This window comes from Pseudomonas sp. SIMBA_067 (assembly GCF_046534675.1).
Taxonomy (GTDB): domain Bacteria; phylum Pseudomonadota; class Gammaproteobacteria; order Pseudomonadales; family Pseudomonadaceae; genus Aquipseudomonas; species Aquipseudomonas putida.
In genome coordinates this window covers 508,292-525,067 of record NZ_JAWRYH010000001.1, presented here as the reverse complement: position 1 = coordinate 525,067, position 16,776 = coordinate 508,292, and the positions used below count along the sequence as shown (strand labels likewise).

General features: G+C 64.1%; 15 protein-coding genes. 1 reads left to right on the top strand and 14 read right to left on the bottom strand.

From position 1 onward, the window contains the following. Positions 1-94: 94 nt before the first annotated feature. The 11 genes from SB765_RS02435 to SB765_RS02385 all read right to left on the bottom strand — a co-directional run bounded on the left by SB765_RS02435 (position 95) and on the right by SB765_RS02385 (position 10,173). Complete coding sequence (locus tag SB765_RS02435) at positions 95-370, bottom strand: peptidylprolyl isomerase (RefSeq protein ID WP_016499499.1); 276 nt, start codon at positions 368-370, stop codon at positions 95-97. A 99-nt stretch (positions 371-469) separates the two neighbouring features. Beyond that, positions 470-949, bottom strand: coding sequence for a serine protease inhibitor ecotin (eco, locus tag SB765_RS02430; RefSeq protein WP_341798760.1), 480 nt, complete (start codon positions 947-949; stop codon positions 470-472). A 55-nt stretch (positions 950-1,004) separates the two neighbouring features. Next, on the bottom strand, positions 1,005-1,775 hold the full coding sequence (hbdH, locus tag SB765_RS02425; protein WP_410930840.1) for a 3-hydroxybutyrate dehydrogenase: 771 nt from the start codon (positions 1,773-1,775) through the stop codon (positions 1,005-1,007). Between the two features lie 38 nt (positions 1,776-1,813). Then, on the bottom strand, positions 1,814-2,830 hold the full coding sequence (locus SB765_RS02420; RefSeq protein WP_410930839.1) for an ABC transporter permease: 1,017 nt from the start codon (positions 2,828-2,830) through the stop codon (positions 1,814-1,816). Then, the gene (locus SB765_RS02415; RefSeq protein WP_341798763.1) at positions 2,830-3,888 is read right to left on the bottom strand and encodes a microcin C ABC transporter permease YejB; all 1,059 of its coding nucleotides are present in this window, start codon (positions 3,886-3,888) and stop codon (positions 2,830-2,832) included. The genes SB765_RS02420 and SB765_RS02415 overlap by 1 nt, the downstream gene beginning before the upstream one ends. Next, positions 3,885-5,810, bottom strand: coding sequence for an extracellular solute-binding protein (locus SB765_RS02410; protein WP_410930838.1), 1,926 nt, complete (start codon positions 5,808-5,810; stop codon positions 3,885-3,887). The genes SB765_RS02415 and SB765_RS02410 overlap by 4 nt, the downstream gene beginning before the upstream one ends. A 13-nt stretch (positions 5,811-5,823) precedes the next feature. Continuing rightward, the gene (locus tag SB765_RS02405; protein ID WP_003248318.1) at positions 5,824-6,105 is read right to left on the bottom strand and encodes a peptidylprolyl isomerase; all 282 of its coding nucleotides are present in this window, start codon (positions 6,103-6,105) and stop codon (positions 5,824-5,826) included. Positions 6,106-6,184: 79 nt separating this feature from the next. After that, entirely contained in the window at positions 6,185-7,246 is a 1,062-nt protein-coding gene (locus SB765_RS02400; RefSeq protein ID WP_341798765.1) for a 3-deoxy-7-phosphoheptulonate synthase, read from the bottom strand. Positions 7,247-7,800: 554 nt separating this feature from the next. Beyond that, positions 7,801-8,352 carry a YbhB/YbcL family Raf kinase inhibitor-like protein gene (locus SB765_RS02395; RefSeq protein WP_016499507.1) on the bottom strand — a complete coding sequence of 184 codons (552 nt, stop codon included), beginning with the start codon at positions 8,350-8,352 and terminating at the stop codon, positions 7,801-7,803. Between the two features lie 48 nt (positions 8,353-8,400). Further along, positions 8,401-8,709, bottom strand: coding sequence for a hypothetical protein (locus tag SB765_RS02390; protein ID WP_059395338.1), 309 nt, complete (start codon positions 8,707-8,709; stop codon positions 8,401-8,403). A 165-nt stretch (positions 8,710-8,874) separates the two neighbouring features. Then, positions 8,875-10,173: an MFS transporter gene (locus SB765_RS02385; protein ID WP_341798767.1), complete on the bottom strand. Its 1,299-nt coding sequence runs from the start codon at positions 10,171-10,173 to the stop codon at positions 8,875-8,877. Between the two features lie 414 nt (positions 10,174-10,587). Here SB765_RS02385 and SB765_RS02380 point away from each other — a divergent pair, with 414 nt between their 5' ends. Further along, positions 10,588-11,463: an AEC family transporter gene (locus SB765_RS02380; RefSeq protein WP_410930837.1), complete on the top strand. Its 876-nt coding sequence runs from the start codon at positions 10,588-10,590 to the stop codon at positions 11,461-11,463. Between the two features lie 16 nt (positions 11,464-11,479). Here the strand turns inward: SB765_RS02380 and SB765_RS02375 are convergent, their stop codons facing one another. The 3 genes from SB765_RS02375 to SB765_RS02365 form a co-directional block, all read right to left on the bottom strand. Continuing rightward, on the bottom strand, positions 11,480-12,613 hold the full coding sequence (locus SB765_RS02375; RefSeq protein WP_341798769.1) for an HlyD family secretion protein: 1,134 nt from the start codon (positions 12,611-12,613) through the stop codon (positions 11,480-11,482). Then, positions 12,610-14,259 (bottom strand): MFS transporter, encoded by a 1,650-nt coding sequence (locus SB765_RS02370; RefSeq protein ID WP_410930836.1) that lies wholly within the window; start codon positions 14,257-14,259, stop codon positions 12,610-12,612. Before SB765_RS02370 ends, SB765_RS02375 begins: the two co-directional genes overlap by 4 nt. A 65-nt stretch (positions 14,260-14,324) precedes the next feature. Next, entirely contained in the window at positions 14,325-16,742 is a 2,418-nt protein-coding gene (locus SB765_RS02365) for a TonB-dependent siderophore receptor (RefSeq protein WP_410930835.1), read from the bottom strand. Positions 16,743-16,776 lie beyond the last annotated feature (34 nt).

Here is a 16,776-nt window from a genome sequence, read left to right as displayed (position 1 = left end):
AGCGACGCCAGCAGGACGGCTTCGGCCCTGCCGGAGTTGTATGCAATGGAAGGTGACGGGACAACTGGCAAAAATGTCAGGTGGCCCGCTGCCATCAATCGCGGTAGAACGTTTGCACCAGGTGGTAGCCGAACTTGCTCTTGATCGGCCCGTGCACCACACGCAAAGGTTTCTTGAAAATTACCTGGTCGATAGCGCCGACCATCTGGCCCGGGCGGACTTCGCCCAGGTCGCCGCCGCGCTTGCCCGAAGGGCAGATAGAAAACTTTTTGGCGAGCACGTCGAAAGCCTCGCCGTTGGCGATGCGCTGTTTGAGCTTTTCGGCTTCGTCAGCGGTCTTGACCAGGATGTGGCGGGCTTGGGCTTTCATGAGGTACCTGTGCTTCGGGCGCGAAAAAAGGGGCGCATTATGCCTGATAGATTCGCCTTGTAGGAGCGGCACAAGGCCGCTCCTGCAGGGACCGCGGTATTACTCTGCTTTGGCCTTTTGCACGTCCTGCGACGCCGACCAGATGCGGTAGCGCACCTCGACATCCTTGGGCACATACACCACCACCGGCAGCTTGCTGTTGTAGCGCAGCATGAAGCCGTCACCGATTACCGGCACGAAGGCCTTGGTCTTCTTGCCATCCGGGCAGGCCATCAGGGTGCTGGCCGGGCCGCTGACTTTGTCCAGGCGGTAGTAGTTGTAACCCCAGCCTTCCAGGGTGCGTTCTTCCAGGCTGCCGCCCAGGCGCTGGCGATTGCAGTCGACCTGCAACGTCTTGCCGGCGAGGATTTCCAGTTTGTAGGCCGATTCATCGGCCTGTGCCGGCAGGTGGATAACCTGCCGGGTAAAGCCTTTTTCCGCTGCGGGGTAAGGCGCGACGTCCTTCAGGCTGGCCGCCATCACAGGCGTGGCGGCAGCCAGGGTGAGGGCCAGAATTGCGGTCATCGGGGTAGGGCGCATAGGGCCTCCTTGCAGATAAACGAATGCGAACCCGCCGCCAGGCCCAGGCTGCCCGTCACTGGGCCAACCAGCCACCATCGACGTTCCAGGCGGCGCCGCGAACCTGGCTTGCGGCCTCGCTGCACAGGAATAGTACCAGTTCACCCAGGTGCTCGGGGGTGACAAACGCCAGCGACGGTTGCTTTTCGGCCAGCAGATCATGCTGTGCTTGCAGCAGATCGCCACCGTTGGCAGCACGATCGTCGATCTGCTTTTGCACCAGCGGGGTCAGCACCCAGCCGGGGCAGATGGCGTTGCAGGTGACATTGCTGGTCGCGGTTTCCAGCCCTACCACCTTGGTCAGGCCGATCACACCATGCTTGGCTGCCACGTAGGCCGCCTTGCCGGTCGAGCCGACCAGGCCATGCACCGAGGCAATGTTGATGATGCGCCCCCAGTTGCGCGTGCGCATGCCCGGCAGGGCCAGGCGCGTGCCATGGAACACGGCTGACAGGTTCAGGGCAATGATCTTGTCCCAGCTTTCCAGCGGGAACTGCTCCACCGGCGCTACATGCTGGATGCCGGCGTTGTTGACCAGGATGTCGACGCCACCGAATTCGCGCTCGGCCAGGGCGAACAGCGCTTCAATCTGGGCCACGTCCGACAGGTCGGCCGGGTGGTGAACCACCTTCACGCCATGGCGGGCGATGTCGGCAATGGCCGGTGCCGGGTCGCCAAAGCCGTTGAGCACGATATTGGCGCCAGCGCGGGCCAGCACCTGGGCGATACCCAGGCCGATGCCGCTGGTGGAACCGGTGACGAGTGCAGTCTTGCCTGTGAGGGTCATGCAAAGCTCCTTGTCATGTAAAAGCCGAGCGTGAAAATTCATCCTCGGGGATCAAACGCTTCGCGCAAGCCATCCCCGATAAACACCAGCAATGACAAGATCACCGCCAGCGCAAAAAACGCCGTAAAGCCCAGCCACGGCGCTTCCAGATGTTGCTTGCCCTGGGTCACCAGCTCACCCAGCGAGGCACTCCCGGCCGGCATGCCGAAACCGAGAAAATCCAGTGCAGTCAGGGTGGTGATTGCCCCGGTCAGCATGAACGGTACATAGGTCAGCGTGGCGTTCATGGCATTGGGCAAGATATGCCGCAGCATCACCTGGCTGTCCGGCAACCCCAGCGCGCGAGCGGCTTTCACGTACTCCAGGTTGCGCCCACGCAGGAACTCGGCGCGCACGACATCGACCAGGGCAAGCCAGGAGAATAGCGCCATGATGCCCAGCAGCCACCAGAAATCCGGCTCGACAAAACCGCTGAGAATGATCAGCAGGTACAGCACCGGCAACCCCGACCACACCTCCAGCAGGCGTTGCCCGAGCAGGTCCACCCAGCCGCCGTGGTAGCCCTGCAACGCGCCGGCCACTACGCCGATAAACACGCTGACCACGGTCAGTGCAAAGGCAAACAGCAGCGATACCCGCGTGCCATACAGCACCCGAGCCAGCACATCGCGGCCCTGGTCGTCGGTGCCTAGCCAGTTGCTCGCGCTGGGCGGGCTGGGGGTGGGTACCAGCAAGTCGTAGTTGGGGGTGTCGGCGCTGAACGGGATGGGCGCGAACAGCATCCAGCCGCCCTGGCCTGCGATCAATTGCTGTACATAGGCACTGCGATAGTCGGGCTGGAATGGCAGCTGGCCGCCGAATTCCTGTTCGGTGTAGCGCTTGAGCGCCGGTACGTACAGGTCGCCCTTGTAGCCCAACAGCAGCGGCTTGTCGTTGGCCACCAGCTCAGCGCACAAGCACAACAGCAGAAGGCCGGCGAACAGCCACAGCGAGACCCAGCCGAGGCGGTTGCGGCGAAAGCGTTGCAGGCGGCGGCGCGAGACGGGCGAAAGCATCAGTGCGCCCTCGTGTCGAAGTCGATACGCGGGTCGAGCAGGGTGTACGACAGGTCACCGATCAGGCGGATCAACAGGCCTGCCAGGGTGAAGATGAACAGGGTGCCGAACACCACCGGGTAATCTCGCGACACGGCGGCCTCGTAGCTCAGGCGGCCCAGGCCATCGAGGGAGAAGATCACCTCGATCAGCAACGAACCGGCGAAAAACACCGTGATCAGTGCCTGCGGTAACCCGGCCACCACCAGCAGCATGGCATTGCGCAGCACATGGCCGTACAGCACCCGGCGCTCACTCAAGCCTTTGGCGCGGGCGGTGACCACGTACTGGCGGGAAATCTCGTCGAGGAAGGCGTTTTTGGTCAGCAACGTAAGGGTTGCGAAACCGCCAATCACCAAGGCCCCGACCGGCAGCACCAGGTGCCAGAAGTAGTCGGCCACCTTGCCCACCAGGCTGAGTTCGTCGAAGTTTTCCGAGACCAGGCCACGTACCGGGAACCAGTTGAGCGAGGTGCCGCCGGCGAACAGCACGATCAGCAGCAAGGCGAACAGGAACGAGGGCAGGGCGTAGCCGATCACGATCAGTGCGCTGCTCCAGGCATCGAAACGGCTGCCGTGGCGCACCGCCTTGCGGATACCCAGCGGGATCGATACCAGGTAGGTGATCAGGGTGGCCCAGAAGCCCAGCGACAGGGTGACCGGTAACTTGTCGAGGATCAGGTCGGTGACTTTGGCACCACGGAAGAAACTGCTGCCAAAGTCCAGGCGGGCATACTGGCCGAGCATCAACCACAGGCGTTCGGGGGCGGACTTGTCAAAGCCGTACTGGCGCTTGATCTCTTCGATCAGTTTCGGGTCCAGGCCGCGGGCTGCCCGCGACTCGCTGTGCACCACTTCCGCCCGGGCGCCGGGTGCGCCGCCACCCAGGCCTTGCAGCCGCGCCACGGCCTGTTCCACCGGGCCACCCGGGGCGGCCTGGACGATGGCGAAATTCACCAGCAGGATCGCAAGCAGCGTCGGGATGATCAACAACAGGCGGCGCAGGATATAGGTGGTCATGGCGAGGTCTTCCGGCGTTCGGCCATTTGCGCGTTGGTCAACGGGGTGGGGCTAACCTCCCACCAGGTGTCCAGGCCTTCGTCAAAGGCGGCCTGGACTTTGGGCAGGCCGAAACGGTTCCACCAGACGGTGGAGCTGCCCGGCGGGTAATAGTTGGGGATCCAGTAATAGTTCCATTGCAGCACCCGGTCCAGGGCATGGGCGTGCTGCAGCATGTCGGCCTGGGTGTCGGCGCGCACCAGGCCGTCGATCAGCTGGTCCACGGCCGGGTCCTGCAACACCATCAGGTTGTTCGAGCCGGGGTCGTGGGCCGCTGCCGAGCCAAAATAGTTGTACAGCTCGGCACCGGGCGACAGGGTGACCGGGTAGCCGGTGACGATCATGTCGTAGTCGCGTGCCATCAGGCGGTTGACGTACTGGGCTGAATCGACATTGCGAATGTTCAAGGTGACGCCGATCTGTGCCAGGTTGCGTTTCCACGGCAGCAGCAGGCGCTCCAGGCCGGACTGGCCGTTGAGGAAGGTGAATGCCAGCGGCGTGCCCTGGTTGTTCACCAGGCGGTCACCTTCGGGGTGCCAGCCGGCTTGTTCGAGCAGCGCCAGGGCCTGCAACTGCTGCTTGCGGATAACCCCCGAGCCATCGGTGACCGGTGCGGTAAACACGGTGGTGAAGACTTCGTCCGGTACTTTGCCACGCAGCGGATCGAGCAGCTTGAGTTCGCCGGCATCCGGCAGCTTGCGGGCTGCCAGCGGGGTGTTGGAGAACACGCTCTGCTGGCGGATGTACAGGTTGCGCATCATCTGCCGGTTGCTCCACTCGTAGTCCCACAGCATGCCCAGCGCCTGGCGCACGCGGCGGTCCTTGAACTGCGGCTGGTCGAGGTTGAACACGAAACCCTGGGCAACCTGCGGTTTGGCCGGGCCCAGGTGGGCGCGTTGCAGGCGGCCGTCGTCCAGTTGCGCGCCGTTGTAGCCCAGGGTGTAGGCGGTGGCGGAGAACTCGCGGTTATAGTCGTAGCCACCGCCTTTGAGCACCTGCCGCGCCACTTCGGTGTCGCCGAAGTACTCGATGCGCAGCTGGTCGAAATTGTAGCGGCCACGGCTGGCCGGCAGGTTGCGCGCCCACCAGGTCGGGTTGCGCTCGAAGGTGATGCTGCGGCCGTTGTCGATGCGCCCGATGCGGTACGGCCCGCTGCCGACCGGCTTGTCGAAGCCGGCACCATTGGCGAAGTCGCGCTGCTGCCAGTCATGTTCGGGCAGCACCGGCAGGCTGGCGAGGTCCAGCGCCAGGGTGCGGCCGTGGTCGGCCTTGAAGTCGAAGCGCACGTGCTGCGGGCCTTCCACGGTGACGCCGGTCACGTCGGCGAACTGGGTGCGGTATTTAAGGCTGCCCTTGCTCATCAACAGCTCGAAGGTAAACCGTACGTCCTCGGCGCGAACGGGTTTGCCATCGGCGAAGGTGGCACGCGGATCTATCTCGAAACGCAGCCAGGCATCGTCCGGGCCACGCTCCATGTTTCGGGCGATCAGGCCATAGACGGTGTAGGGTTCATCGAACGAGCGGACCGCCAGTGGCGCGTATAGCAGGCCGTCGACCTCGCTGACACCGATGCCCTTGTCGATATACGGCAGGATATGGTCGAACTGGCCGATCTCGATGGCCGAGCGGCGCAGGATGCCGCCTTTGGGGGCGTCGGGGTTTACGTAGTCGAAATGCTGGAAGTCGGGGGTGTAGCGGGGGGCTTCGTCGTAGACGGTGAGGGCGTGGGTTGGGGCCGCCTGTGTATTGAAGACAAGACTAAGCAGGAACAGGCCACACAATCCCTGTGGGAGCGGGCATGCCCGCGAATAGGCCAGACCAGACAACCTCGTTGACTGCTCCGACGCATTCGCGGGCACGCCCGCTCCCACAGGGAGTTTCATCGGCTGCGAGGACTTAGTCCTGGCGGCTGGTCACTTCCAGCAGGTGGTAGCCGAACTGGGTCTTCACCGGGCCTTGCACAGTGTTGACCGGGGCGCTGAACACCACGGTGTCGAATTCCTTGACCATCTGGCCTGGGCCGAACGAGCCCAAGTCACCGCCCTGACGGCTGGACGGGCAGGTGGAGTTGGCTTTGGCGATTTCGGCGAAGTCGGCGCCTGCTTCGATCTGGGCTTTCAGTTCGTTGCACTTGTCTTCGCTGCTGACCAGGATGTGGCGGGCGGTTGCACGGGCCATGGGTACTGCTCCTTGGGGTAAAAAGGCAAGCCTAGCGCACTTGCTTGGGGTATGTCTCGCCAGGCTCGCAACCTTGGGCTTACAGTTTTTGTGCCGCCTCACGCAACAGGGTGTCAGTCGAGGCCCAGCCCAGGCAGCCGTCGGTGATCGACACGCCGTATTTCAGTGCCCCCTTGCCCAGCGCTTGGCAGCCGTCGAACAGGTGCCCCTCTATCATCACGCCAACGATCGAGCGGTCACCGGCCAGGCGTTGTTCCAGCACTTCGTTGAACACCGCTGGCTGGCGTGCCGGGTCTTTGCCGCTGTTGGCGTGGCTGCAATCGACCATGATCCGCGCCTGCAACCCCACCTTGGCCAGTGCCTGGCGGGCCATGGCGATGCTGTTGGCATCGTAGTTGGGGCCTTTGTGGCCGCCGCGCAGTACCAGGTGCGTGTCCGGGTTGCCCAAGGTTTCGATGATTGCCGGGTGGCCCTGCGCATCCATGCCGAAGTGGCGGTGCGGGTGGGCAGCGCTGCGCATGGCGTCGCTGGCGATGGTGATGCCGCCGTCGGTGCCGTTCTTGAAACCGACCGGCAGCTCCAGGCCACTGACCATTTCGCGGTGAATCTGCGATTCGGTGGTGCGTGCGCCAATCGCGGCCCAGGCCAGCAGGTCGTCGAAGTAGCCGGCGGCCATCGGTTGCAGCAGCTCGGTGGCAACCGGCAGGCCCCGCTCGATCATGCTCAGCATCAGCCCGCGGGACAAGGCGATACCCGAGTGCATGTCGTCGCTGCCATCAAGGTGCGGGTCGTAGGCCAGGCCTTTCCAGCCCACGGTAGTACGCGGTTTTTCGACGTAGGCGCGCATCACCAGCAGCAGCTTGTCATCCACTTCGCGGCTGAGCGCGGCCAGGCGATCGGCGTATTCCAGGGCCGAGCGTGGGTCGTGGATCGAGCATGGGCCGACGATGACCAGCAGGCGCTCGTCGCGGCCTTCGAGGATGTTGCGGATGGCCTGGCGGTGGGCCTGGACTTGCTGGGCCAGTTCACTGGACAGTGGCATCTGTTGCTTGAGCAGGTGCGGGCTGGGCAGGCGCTTGCTGACGGTGGTGTTGGCTGCTTGCGGCTGGGTCAGGGGCAGGGCGAGGTTGGAAGCTTGCATGGCGTTTTTCCCTGGGCGGACGGCGGGTTCAGGCCCGCGTCGTCGGCCCTATCGAGGTGTTCGACAGATCGTTGAATTCGTATTGGCTGCTGCATTGCCACCGGTAGAGGACCGATCGGAGGCGGCAGGCTGGCCCGAACGGGATTGGCTAAATCGCCAGGCAGAGGTGTTTGCGTAGTAATAAGTGGCGTAGTTCATGAATCTGTCCTCAATGTGAATCGGTGTTGTTCAAAGGCCTGAAAAGCAAAACCCCCGGTCGGGGAGCCGACCGGGGGTTTGAGTATTCTCATGTTCGGCGGCCCCTCGAAGGTGGGCGCCGTGTGGGTATCGGCGCCTAGTGGCTAAACCAATACCCAAAGTAATAGCTGGCAGGTGCCACGCAGCCGGCAACGGCCAGCACAGGGCGCAGGTTGCGACCGGTGTGGTTGGCGTGGTTGCGGGTGTGTTTTGGCATGTTGCTCTCCAGTGAATGAGCCCGAGCTTACTTCAGTTTTACCGGGCCATTCAATGGATAAATGCTATGGGGCCGATCATTTGTTTTTGTACTGATTGGTTCAATGACCATAACGACCGACCAGGCTCTGCGCCCCCAATGCGTGGCCTTGTAGCAACTGCAGCAGGCCATTGCGGTCCAGGCCTTCGGGCAAGGTGCCCAACGGCAGGTCGGTGGCGATCAGGGTCAGTGCGTAATGGTGCGGGTTGTCACCAGCGGGTGGGCAGGGGCCCCGGTAGCTGAGGGTGCCCCGCGAGTTGCGCCCCACAGTCACGTATTGCCCACTGAGCCCCGCCATGCCTTCCTTGAGCCCATCGTGTTCCGGGTCGATGTTGTAGGCGACCCAGTGCACCACGCCAATACCCTTGCCACCGTCCGGATCGAACATGATCAGCGCGAGCGACCGGGTACCTGCGGGCAGGTTTTCCCAGCTCAGTTGCGGGGTGCGCTCTTCACCGGCGCCGCAGGCCGGGTCTGGGCCGACCTGCTGCAGGGCAATCACGCCACCATCGGTGAACGACGAGGAACTGATCGACAGCGCACCTTGGTTACTGCTGTTGGCCAACGCCGTGCAAGGCAGCAGGGCGGCGAGCAGCCACGGTTTGACGTTCATGACGAATCCTTGGCAGGGCTTTGGGGCGCAGTGTAGCCGTGGCGAGCCTTAGTGGCTGTCCTGGTCCTCGGCGGTGCCGCCGGTGTGCCCGGCCCCAGAGCCGGTCGCCTCGCCCGTGCTGTTGGAACCCCCACTGGCCCCGTCGGCGGCATCGCTGTTGCTGCCGGTGTCGCTGCTGTCGTTGTCCTGGCCACTGCCAGGGCTGTTGACGCTGCTGTCGTCACCGGCGGTCTTGCCGCCAGACTGGTCGGTTTGCGGACGGCTGTCGGTGTTGGTGTCGGTGGCGGCGAAGCTGATGCCGGTGAGGCTGGTCAAGGCCAGCGCCAGGCACAGCGAAAGCGGGCGAATGCGGATCATGGGAATGCTCCTTTGCGGATGATCTGTCATTCGTTTGGCTGGCGACGGGTGGCGGGGTGCCTTCTGGGCGACGGGTGGTCATTTTCGGGGCTGCTTTGCAGCCCAATCGCGACGCAAGGCCGCTCCCACAAGGAAATGCGATTGCCTGTGAGAGCGGCCCTGGAATCAATGAGATTCTGAGCGCTGTGCTGGCGCCGGGGTTTCCGCCGGCTCCAGCGGTGGATGCTCCTGCGCCGCATGCATCAGGTCTTCGGTGACCCGCAGCTCGGCGCCGGTTGGCGAGAAGGTGGTCGAGGCGGTGAACGGCGCCGGGTGCTCTGCGGCCGGGCGCTTGCCACGGCGCCACATGAAGAAGCACACCATGGCCAGGTTGACCACGGCAAAGGCCCAGAACAACCCGGCCTCGCCAAACTCGGTCATCATCGGCGAAATCGCCACCGGCGCCATGGCCGAACCCAGCGAGTTGATCAGCAGCAAGCCTTGAATCATCGGTACCAGCGCATCGGAAGGCGCCCGGTCGGCCGCGTGGCTGACTGCCACCGGGTACAGCGTGAACACGCCACCACCCAGCAGGAACAGCATGGCCGGTAGCAGGAAAGAGTCCGACGGCAGGAATACCGTGATCAGCGAAAGCACCACGCACAGCGCGGCCAGGGCGATCAAGACGTCCTGACGGTCCTTGCGGTCGGACCAGCGGCCCACCGGGTATTGCAGCAGCATGGCGCCGAGGATCACCCAGGCCATCATGTTGCCGACCTCGCCCACCGCCAGGCCGATGCGCTGCAGGTACAACGGCAGCAGGGCATAGATGCCGGCAATCGCCACGCCCGAACCGAAGCAGCCAACCAGGCCAGACGGCGCCACACCCAGCAATTGGCGGGGTTTGAGGGGTTCGACCTGGTCCAGCAGGGGCGATACCCGCGGCAGGATCACGATAGGCAGCACCGACAGGGCAGCCAGCACGCCAGCCAGCATGAAGGGTGCGGTGTCGCCAAGCTGGGTGATTTCGCCCAGGCCTGCCTGGGCAATCACCCCGGCGCCGTAGAAGGCAATCATGTACAGCGCCAGCAGGCGGCCGCGGATTTTCGCGTCACCGGCCAGCAGCAGCCAGCTTTCGATCACCAGGAATACGCCGACTGCTGCCCAGCCGTTGATCAGGCGCAGCACCGACCACCAGGTGACATCGTAGAACAGCCCCTGCAGCAGAATGGTCGCGGCGATCAGCGAAGCAAAGCTTGTATAGGCGCGGATATGGCCGATGCGCAAGATCAGCCGGTCGTTGAAGATGGCGCCCAGGGTCAGGCCGATGAAGTAGGTCGACGAGACGACACCGATGGTGGTGGCCGATTCACCGGCAGCGCCCAGGCGCAGGGTGGTCAGCGAAGACATGAAGCCGTTGCCCAGGGCAATGATGAACAGCCCGAGCAGGGGCGCCAGCGCCATGGCCAGCAAACGCGGAGACATACGAACCTCTAGTTGGATGAGCGGAATGAGCGCCTTCTCGGACGCGCACACCGGCTCGACCCGACAAGGGGGCGAGTGGCGACACGGATGCGACCTGGGCAAGACTCAACCGCTGGCCCCTTTGGGAATGGGCCGGGCGGGGAAGGTTGAGCCTATTTCACATGTGCGTTCATGTGTTCAGGCACGGACTCTGTCATTGCTGCGGGTTGCCACCGTTCAAGGCGACGGGCGAAAAGGAAGCGGGATTCTACGGGCTTGGAAGCTTTTGCCCAAGGGGCACGGGTATGCGACGAGACGCCGCAGTCCAAGGGCGACATGAAAGTGTCTTGGGCAGACATCTTGGGGCCCCTGTGCGGCCCCGGCCCTCTCACGGACTGCTGCATAATACTGAACCCACACCAAGGAAGGCCCATCATGTTCGCGTCGCTGTTCGCAGTCCTGGCCCCGGTTTTCATCGTCGCCGGCATCGGCTATGCCTGGGCCCGCAAGGGCCTGGACTACCCCACCGACTTCATCGCCCGGGTTGTGATGACTGTTGGCACCCCGTCGCTGGTGCTGTCCACCCTCAGCCGCACCGAGCTGAACCCGGATGCCTTCACCAGCATGGCTTTGGCTTGCCTGCTGTGCACCTTGGGCATGGCCCTGGCCGCTTTGCTGGTGTGTCGCGCTTCGGGCATGCATTGGCGAGTACTGCTGCCGGCGTTCATGTTCCCCAACACCGGCAACATGGGCCTGCCGATCAGCCTGTACGCCTTCGGTGAGCACGGCCTGGCACTGGCCGTGGCGTTTTTCCTGACCCTGTCGATCGTGCAGTTCACCATCGGCATGGCCATTTCCGGCACGGCGGCTTCGCTCAAGGCGCTGCTGCGCAACCCGATCGTCATCAGCCTGGCGGGTGCCATGCCCATCATCTTTCTCGATTTCGAACTGCCGCGCTGGCTGGCCAACACCGCAGACCTGCTGGGCGGCATGACCATCCCGCTGATGCTGCTGACCCTAGGGGTATCGCTGGCCAGCATTCGCCTGCGCCACGTGGGCAGCGGCCTGTTGCTGGGCGGTTTGCGCATTGGCCTGGGGGCTGCGATGGGCTGGGCAGTGGGGGCGGCGGTGGGCATGGACAACCTTGAGCGAGCGGTGCTGGTGGTGCAGTCGGCGATGCCGGTGGCCGTGTTCAACTACCTGATGGCGGTGCGAGCCAACCGTGAACCAGAGCAGGTGGCGAACCTGGTGATGTGTTCCACGGTGCTTTCGTTCGCCTGGCTGCCGGTGGTGCTGGCCTGGTGGATGTAGGTCGGCAGCAAGCACATCAATCCTGGTTACGGGTATCGATACTGACCACTACTGACATCCCCGGCCGCAGGTGTCTGGCATCTGGCTGGTCGGCATCCACGGTAATGCGCACCGGAATCCGCTGGGCAATCTTGACGAAGTTGCCGGTGGCATTGTCCGCTTGCAACAAGGCGAACTCCGAGCCGGTTGCTGGCGAGATCTGCTGTACATGCCCCTGAAGCTTCAGGTGGTTGAGCGCATCCACGGTGAAGCTCACCGGTTGGCCGATGCGTACATTGGCCATCTGGGTTTCCTTCATGTTGGCGATCACCCACAAGGTGTCGGGCACCAGCGCCATCAATTGCGCGCCGGAATTCACGTAAGCCCCCAGGCGTGTACCGATCTGCCCAAGCTGGCCGTCGCGCGGGGCGGTGACCCGGGTGTTGTCGAGGTCGATGCGCGCCAGCTCCACAGCCGCCTTGGCGTTCTCCACCGAGGCCTGCAGCGCGGCCCGGTTGACCACCACCGTTTCCCGGTCCTGGCGGGCGATTTCCAGCGCCGCTCTGGCTTGGGCCAGGCTGGCGACGGCAGCGGCTTCACTGGCACGGGCCAGGTCAAGTTCACGGCGTGACACAGAGCCGTCATTGACCAGCGCCTGGTTGCGGCCAAGGTCGGCTTTGGCCTTGGCTGCCTGGGCCATGGCATCGCCAATGGCTGCCTGACGCTGGGCAATGGTGGCTTCGGCGCTTTTACGCTGCTGCAGGTTGTTGGCCAGGGCCGCCTGCTGTTGCTGCAGCTGGGCGATGGACTGGGCCAGGCGCTGCTTGTAGATGCGATCGTCCAGTTGCACCAGCAGGTCGCCGGCCCTGACGAACTGGAAGTCGTGCACCGGCACGTCGACGATGTAGCCACTGAGTTGCGGGCCGATGATGGTCACCTGGCCGCGTATCAAGGCATTTTCGGTACTTTCGATAGCGCTGCCGAATGGGGGCAGGCGCCAGGCATACAGCACCAGCAGGATGCCGGCCAGGGCCACGCAGGCGAAGCTGATCGTTGACAGGATACGCACCCGCCGCGAGCGCCCCGGGCTGGTCGGCTCGCTGGGCGGTGTGGTGCCTTCCGGGGTTTCGGCGATGGCGTTGGTGGTCGTGGTGCGGGTGTCGTCGGTCATCGGGTGGGCGCGCCGGGGGTGGAGTCGGTGGAGGTGGTCTGGCGTCCTGCGTACCAGAGCCAGGTGCTACGGATGCAGATCCAGATCATGGTCAGGATAGCGATGCTTCCAATCAGCACGAATACATCGTTGTAGGCCATGACATTCGCTTCACGGGTGGCGGCATTGGCCAGCACACGCATGCCGGCCTCGTTGCGCAGGGCCGGGTCGGCGATGATGCCAGCGTAACCGGCGCCGCCGCTTTGGACTCGGGCAGTCACCAACGGTTCGAGGTAGCTGAGGCGGTCCATCAGGTGGCTGGAGTGGAACTTTTCGCGCCAGGTCTGGAAAGTGCCCAGCAGTGCCGCGCCAATCAGGCCGCCAAGGTTGTTACAGATACCGAACAACACCGAAAAACTCACCAGGTTGCGCGGGTTGGCGCGTACATGGCTGATGCCCAGGGCCATCGACGGGCCGAGAAAAAAGGTACTCCCGAACGCCAGCAGGAACTGGCTGAAGTACATCTGTGCCGGGCGTGTGAGGTTGCTTGAGCTGCTGTCCATGAACGCACCTGTGGCCATGGCCAGTAGCGAGACCAGCAGCGGGATCACCAGGTGGTTGGGGTTGATGGTCAGGGCACTGCTGGCCAGGCCCGCCACCGCACCCAGCAGCATGATCCAGTACAGCGTGCGCATCTGCTCGCTGCCCATGTTCAGCACCTGCAGGAAACCGACCGCACCGGTGGACTGTTCGGAGGTGACCATGCGGATCAGCACCACACACAGTGCCAGGCGAATGATTGCACCGCTGCCCAGCCAGTGGGTCATCAGCAACGGGTTGCGCCGGTTGTGCTCGATGGCCAGGCCAGCGAAGATCAGGGCGATCGATGCCGCCAGTGCCACGCCGATCCACGGCGCCTCCAGCCACCATTCGATGCGCCCCAGCGACAGCGCGGCGCAGAGCAGGGCGGTGCCGCTGGCCATCAGGGTGAAGGTCAGGAAATCCAAGGGCTCGAACGTCTTGAAGCGGTCACCTGGCGGCAGCTTGAGCATCAGTACGCACCCCAGCGCTGCCAGTGCCAGCCCCAGTTCGAACAGGTACAGGCCACGCCATTCGGCGATCTGCAGCAGGTCTTCGGAAAAGATCCGCGCCAGCGGCAGCGCCAGTTGCGAGGCGCCCAGGCCCAGCACCATCGCCTTCAGCCGCCATTGCGCGGGAAACGCCTGGATCATGTAGTACAGCCCCAGCGAGCTGAGCGCTGCGCCAACCATGCCGTGGGCTGCGCGCACGGCGATGGCCGAGTTGAGATCGTTGACCAGCAGGTGGGCGAAGGTGACCAAGGCATACAGCACCAGGAACACTTCGGTGAACGCGCGCAGGCCGAACTGCTGGCGGAACTTCACCAGCAGCAGGTTGATGGACACGTTGGTCATGACGTAGGCGGCGGGCAGCCAGGCCATTTCTGCGGTAGTCGCGCCCAGGGCGCCCTGCAGGAACACCAGGTTGGCGGTGACCAGCGCGTTGCCCAGGCCACCGGTGATGGCTACCAGCAGGCCGACCACCCCGTAGGCCAGGCGTTTGGCTGGCGAATGCAGGGGCGTGGAGGGCGAGCCCGGCAGGCTGGGTTTTTCGTGGGGGAGCCACTGGCGGGGGGCGTATTTGTCCATGGGGCAGACTGTACTTGAGCGGCAACTGCAAAGAAAAGTGTTACAGCCTGCTCCGGCCTCCAGGCTCAGAAATCCACGCTGGCCGATAAGCGCAAAACCCGCGGTGTACCTTGGGTCAGATAGTTGTTCGAGGTCGACGCCGATGCCCAGTACGCCTTGTTCGCCACGTTCTCCACATTGGCCCGCAACGTCACCTGCTTGTCATCGACCTTGAAACGGTAGCGCCCGCCCAGGTCCACCCGGGTCCAGGCCGGAATGCTCAGGCTGTTGGCCGCGTTCACATACTGGCCGCCGGTGCGCAGCACCCGGGCGCTGAGGGCGGCGCCCTGAATGCCGGGCACGTCCCAGTCGGCCCCCAGGTTGTACTGGAAACGCGGCACACCGGCAGCGCGGTTGCCGTCGTTGCTGCCATTGGCGGTGTTCTTCTGCTCGGTGTGCATGAACACTGCACCGGTCAACAGGCGCAGGCCGTCCACCGGCTCACCGAACAGGTTCAGCTCCACCCCCTTGTTGACCTGCTCGCCGTCCATGCTGAACGTATCCAGCGCTGCCCCGGGAGCGCGGTAGGTGACGCTGTTGGGCTGCTCGATACGGTACACGCCCAAGGTGGCGCCAACGTTGTTCCAGTCCAGCTTCACCCCGGCCTCCACCTGCTTGCTGCGCTTGGGCGGGAATACTTCGTTGGCATTGCTGACACTCGACGGTGCCGTCGGGCCCTGGGCCAGGCCCTCGATGCGGTTGGCATAGAACGACACGTGCTCCCAAGGCTTGATCACCAGGCCATACACCGGGGTAGTGATCGACTCATCGTAAGGCGTGTTGCGCACACCTGTGGCCGTCGCCCAACTGTCGACGCTGATGGATTGCCGGCGCACGCCCACGGTCAACAGCACGCGGTCATCAAGAAAAACCAGGGTGTCGGACAACGCAACGCTCTTGTTGCGGTTCTTGCCGACGATGCGCGGGTCGTGCAGATCGCTGCCGAAGTAGGTGTCGGTCGGGCGTGGCACCTTCACCGGGTTGTACAGGTTGCTGTCATAGCGCTTGCTGGCGGCCAGCGCCTCGTAGGCCGAGCGCTGTTCCCCCCACATGCCCGACAGGCCAAAATTGACCCGGTGGCTGACCGGGCCGGTTGCAAAGCGGCCGTTGAGCCCGGCGACCGCGCTCTTGTTGTCTTCGTCGTGGGGCGAGTAAAGGAAACCACCACGCGCGGTGCCGTTGGCGTCGCTGACGTACAGCGAGGAATACTCGCCATTTTCGCGGGTGTGCTTGGCGCCGGCGCCGGCGTACAGCATCCAGTTGTCGTTCAGGTCATACTCGGCGTTCACCATGCCGTAGGTGTCTTCCAGCTGCGACCAGCTCCAGGGCTGCGAGTAGTTGTCACGTGCAGATGGCGCGTGGGGCACCTTGCTGCCGGTGGGGTAGATCACTGCGCGGCCCTGGTTGATCCGCTCTTTCTGGTACCCCAGGTCGGTGGACAGGCGCAGCCGTTCGCCACGGTAATCAAGGGCCACGGCCACCAGAGTAGAGTGCTGGGCCTCGTCGTCGACGCCGGTGCCGCCGTCATGCTGGGCCAGGTTGATGCGAGCGCCGAAACGGTTGTCTTCACCAAAACGCTTGCCCAGGTCGAGGTGGCCGCCAACGTTGTCGCCAGTGGCGTAGTCGAGGGTGATATGCCGAGTGGGGGTGTCTTCGGCGCGCTTGGGCACCAGGTTGATGGCACCCCCAATGCCACTGCCCTGTGGCGCGACCCCATTGAGGAAGGCGCTAGAACCCTTGAATACCTCCACCCGTTCGAGCGCCTCGGTGGTCACTATCTGGCGCGGCAGCACCCCGTACAGGCCGTTGTAGCTGATGTCGTCGGTATTCAACGGCAAACCGCGGATGGTGAACACCTGCGAAAAGTTGCCGAAGCCCGCCGACTGGCGCACCGACGCGTCATTGAGCAACACGTCACCCAACGTGCGGGCCTGCTGGTCGGCGATGGTTTTGGCGGTATAGCTGGTAACGCTGAACGGCACGTCGCTGATTGCCTGGTCGCCGAGCACGCCCAGGCGGGCGCTACGGGCCACCTGGCCCCCTTGCCAGGTGTCGCTGCTGGCGGCCAGGTCGCTGTTGATGGTGGTCGCGCCCAGCTCCAAAGCACTGCCCAGGTCTACCGTCGGCGCCAGGGTGTAGCCGCCACTGTCGGTGGTTATCAGGCTGTAGCCACTGCCGGCCAGCAGGCGGGCGAAGCCTTCCGGCACGCTGTAGTTGCCCTCCAGCCCCTGGCTTTGTGCGCCCTTGAGCAGCGCCGGGTCGAACGATAGCGGTACCCCGGCCCTGGCGGCAAAGCGCGCCAGCACGTCGGCCAGTGGCCCGGCAGCCAGGTGGTAGGTGCGCGGGGTGGCGTCGGCGGCCATCGCTGTGGGGGCCAGGGCGGCCATGGCGATGGCGAGGCTCAGGGCCTTCAAAGGCAAGCGGTACGTCTGGCGGGGCGTCATGCGAGGGTCCTGTGGGTGCAGAAAATAAAGGTTC

Bases quoted from the DNA above. Each gene is read 5' to 3' on its own strand.
- SB765_RS02435 (WP_016499499.1), bottom strand. From the start codon at position 370: ATGAAAGCCCAAGCCCGCCACATCCTGGTCAAGACCGCTGACGAAGCC.
- eco (WP_341798760.1), bottom strand. From the start codon at position 949: ATGCGCCCTACCCCGATGACCGCAATTCTGGCCCTCACCCTGGCTGCC.
- hbdH (WP_410930840.1), bottom strand. From the start codon at position 1,775: ATGACCCTCACAGGCAAGACTGCACTCGTCACCGGTTCCACCAGCGGC.
- SB765_RS02420 (WP_410930839.1), bottom strand. From the start codon at position 2,830: ATGCTTTCGCCCGTCTCGCGCCGCCGCCTGCAACGCTTTCGCCGCAAC.
- SB765_RS02415 (WP_341798763.1), bottom strand. From the start codon at position 3,888: ATGACCACCTATATCCTGCGCCGCCTGTTGTTGATCATCCCGACGCTG.
- SB765_RS02410 (WP_410930838.1), bottom strand. From the start codon at position 5,810: ATGAAACTCCCTGTGGGAGCGGGCGTGCCCGCGAATGCGTCGGAGCAG.
- SB765_RS02405 (WP_003248318.1), bottom strand. From the start codon at position 6,105: ATGGCCCGTGCAACCGCCCGCCACATCCTGGTCAGCAGCGAAGACAAG.
- SB765_RS02400 (WP_341798765.1), bottom strand. From the start codon at position 7,246: ATGCAAGCTTCCAACCTCGCCCTGCCCCTGACCCAGCCGCAAGCAGCC.
- SB765_RS02395 (WP_016499507.1), bottom strand. From the start codon at position 8,352: ATGAACGTCAAACCGTGGCTGCTCGCCGCCCTGCTGCCTTGCACGGCG.
- SB765_RS02390 (WP_059395338.1), bottom strand. From the start codon at position 8,709: ATGATCCGCATTCGCCCGCTTTCGCTGTGCCTGGCGCTGGCCTTGACC.
- SB765_RS02385 (WP_341798767.1), bottom strand. From the start codon at position 10,173: ATGTCTCCGCGTTTGCTGGCCATGGCGCTGGCGCCCCTGCTCGGGCTG.
- SB765_RS02380 (WP_410930837.1), top strand. From the start codon at position 10,588: ATGTTCGCGTCGCTGTTCGCAGTCCTGGCCCCGGTTTTCATCGTCGCC.
- SB765_RS02375 (WP_341798769.1), bottom strand. From the start codon at position 12,613: ATGACCGACGACACCCGCACCACGACCACCAACGCCATCGCCGAAACC.
- SB765_RS02370 (WP_410930836.1), bottom strand. From the start codon at position 14,259: ATGGACAAATACGCCCCCCGCCAGTGGCTCCCCCACGAAAAACCCAGC.
- SB765_RS02365 (WP_410930835.1), bottom strand. From the start codon at position 16,742: ATGACGCCCCGCCAGACGTACCGCTTGCCTTTGAAGGCCCTGAGCCTC.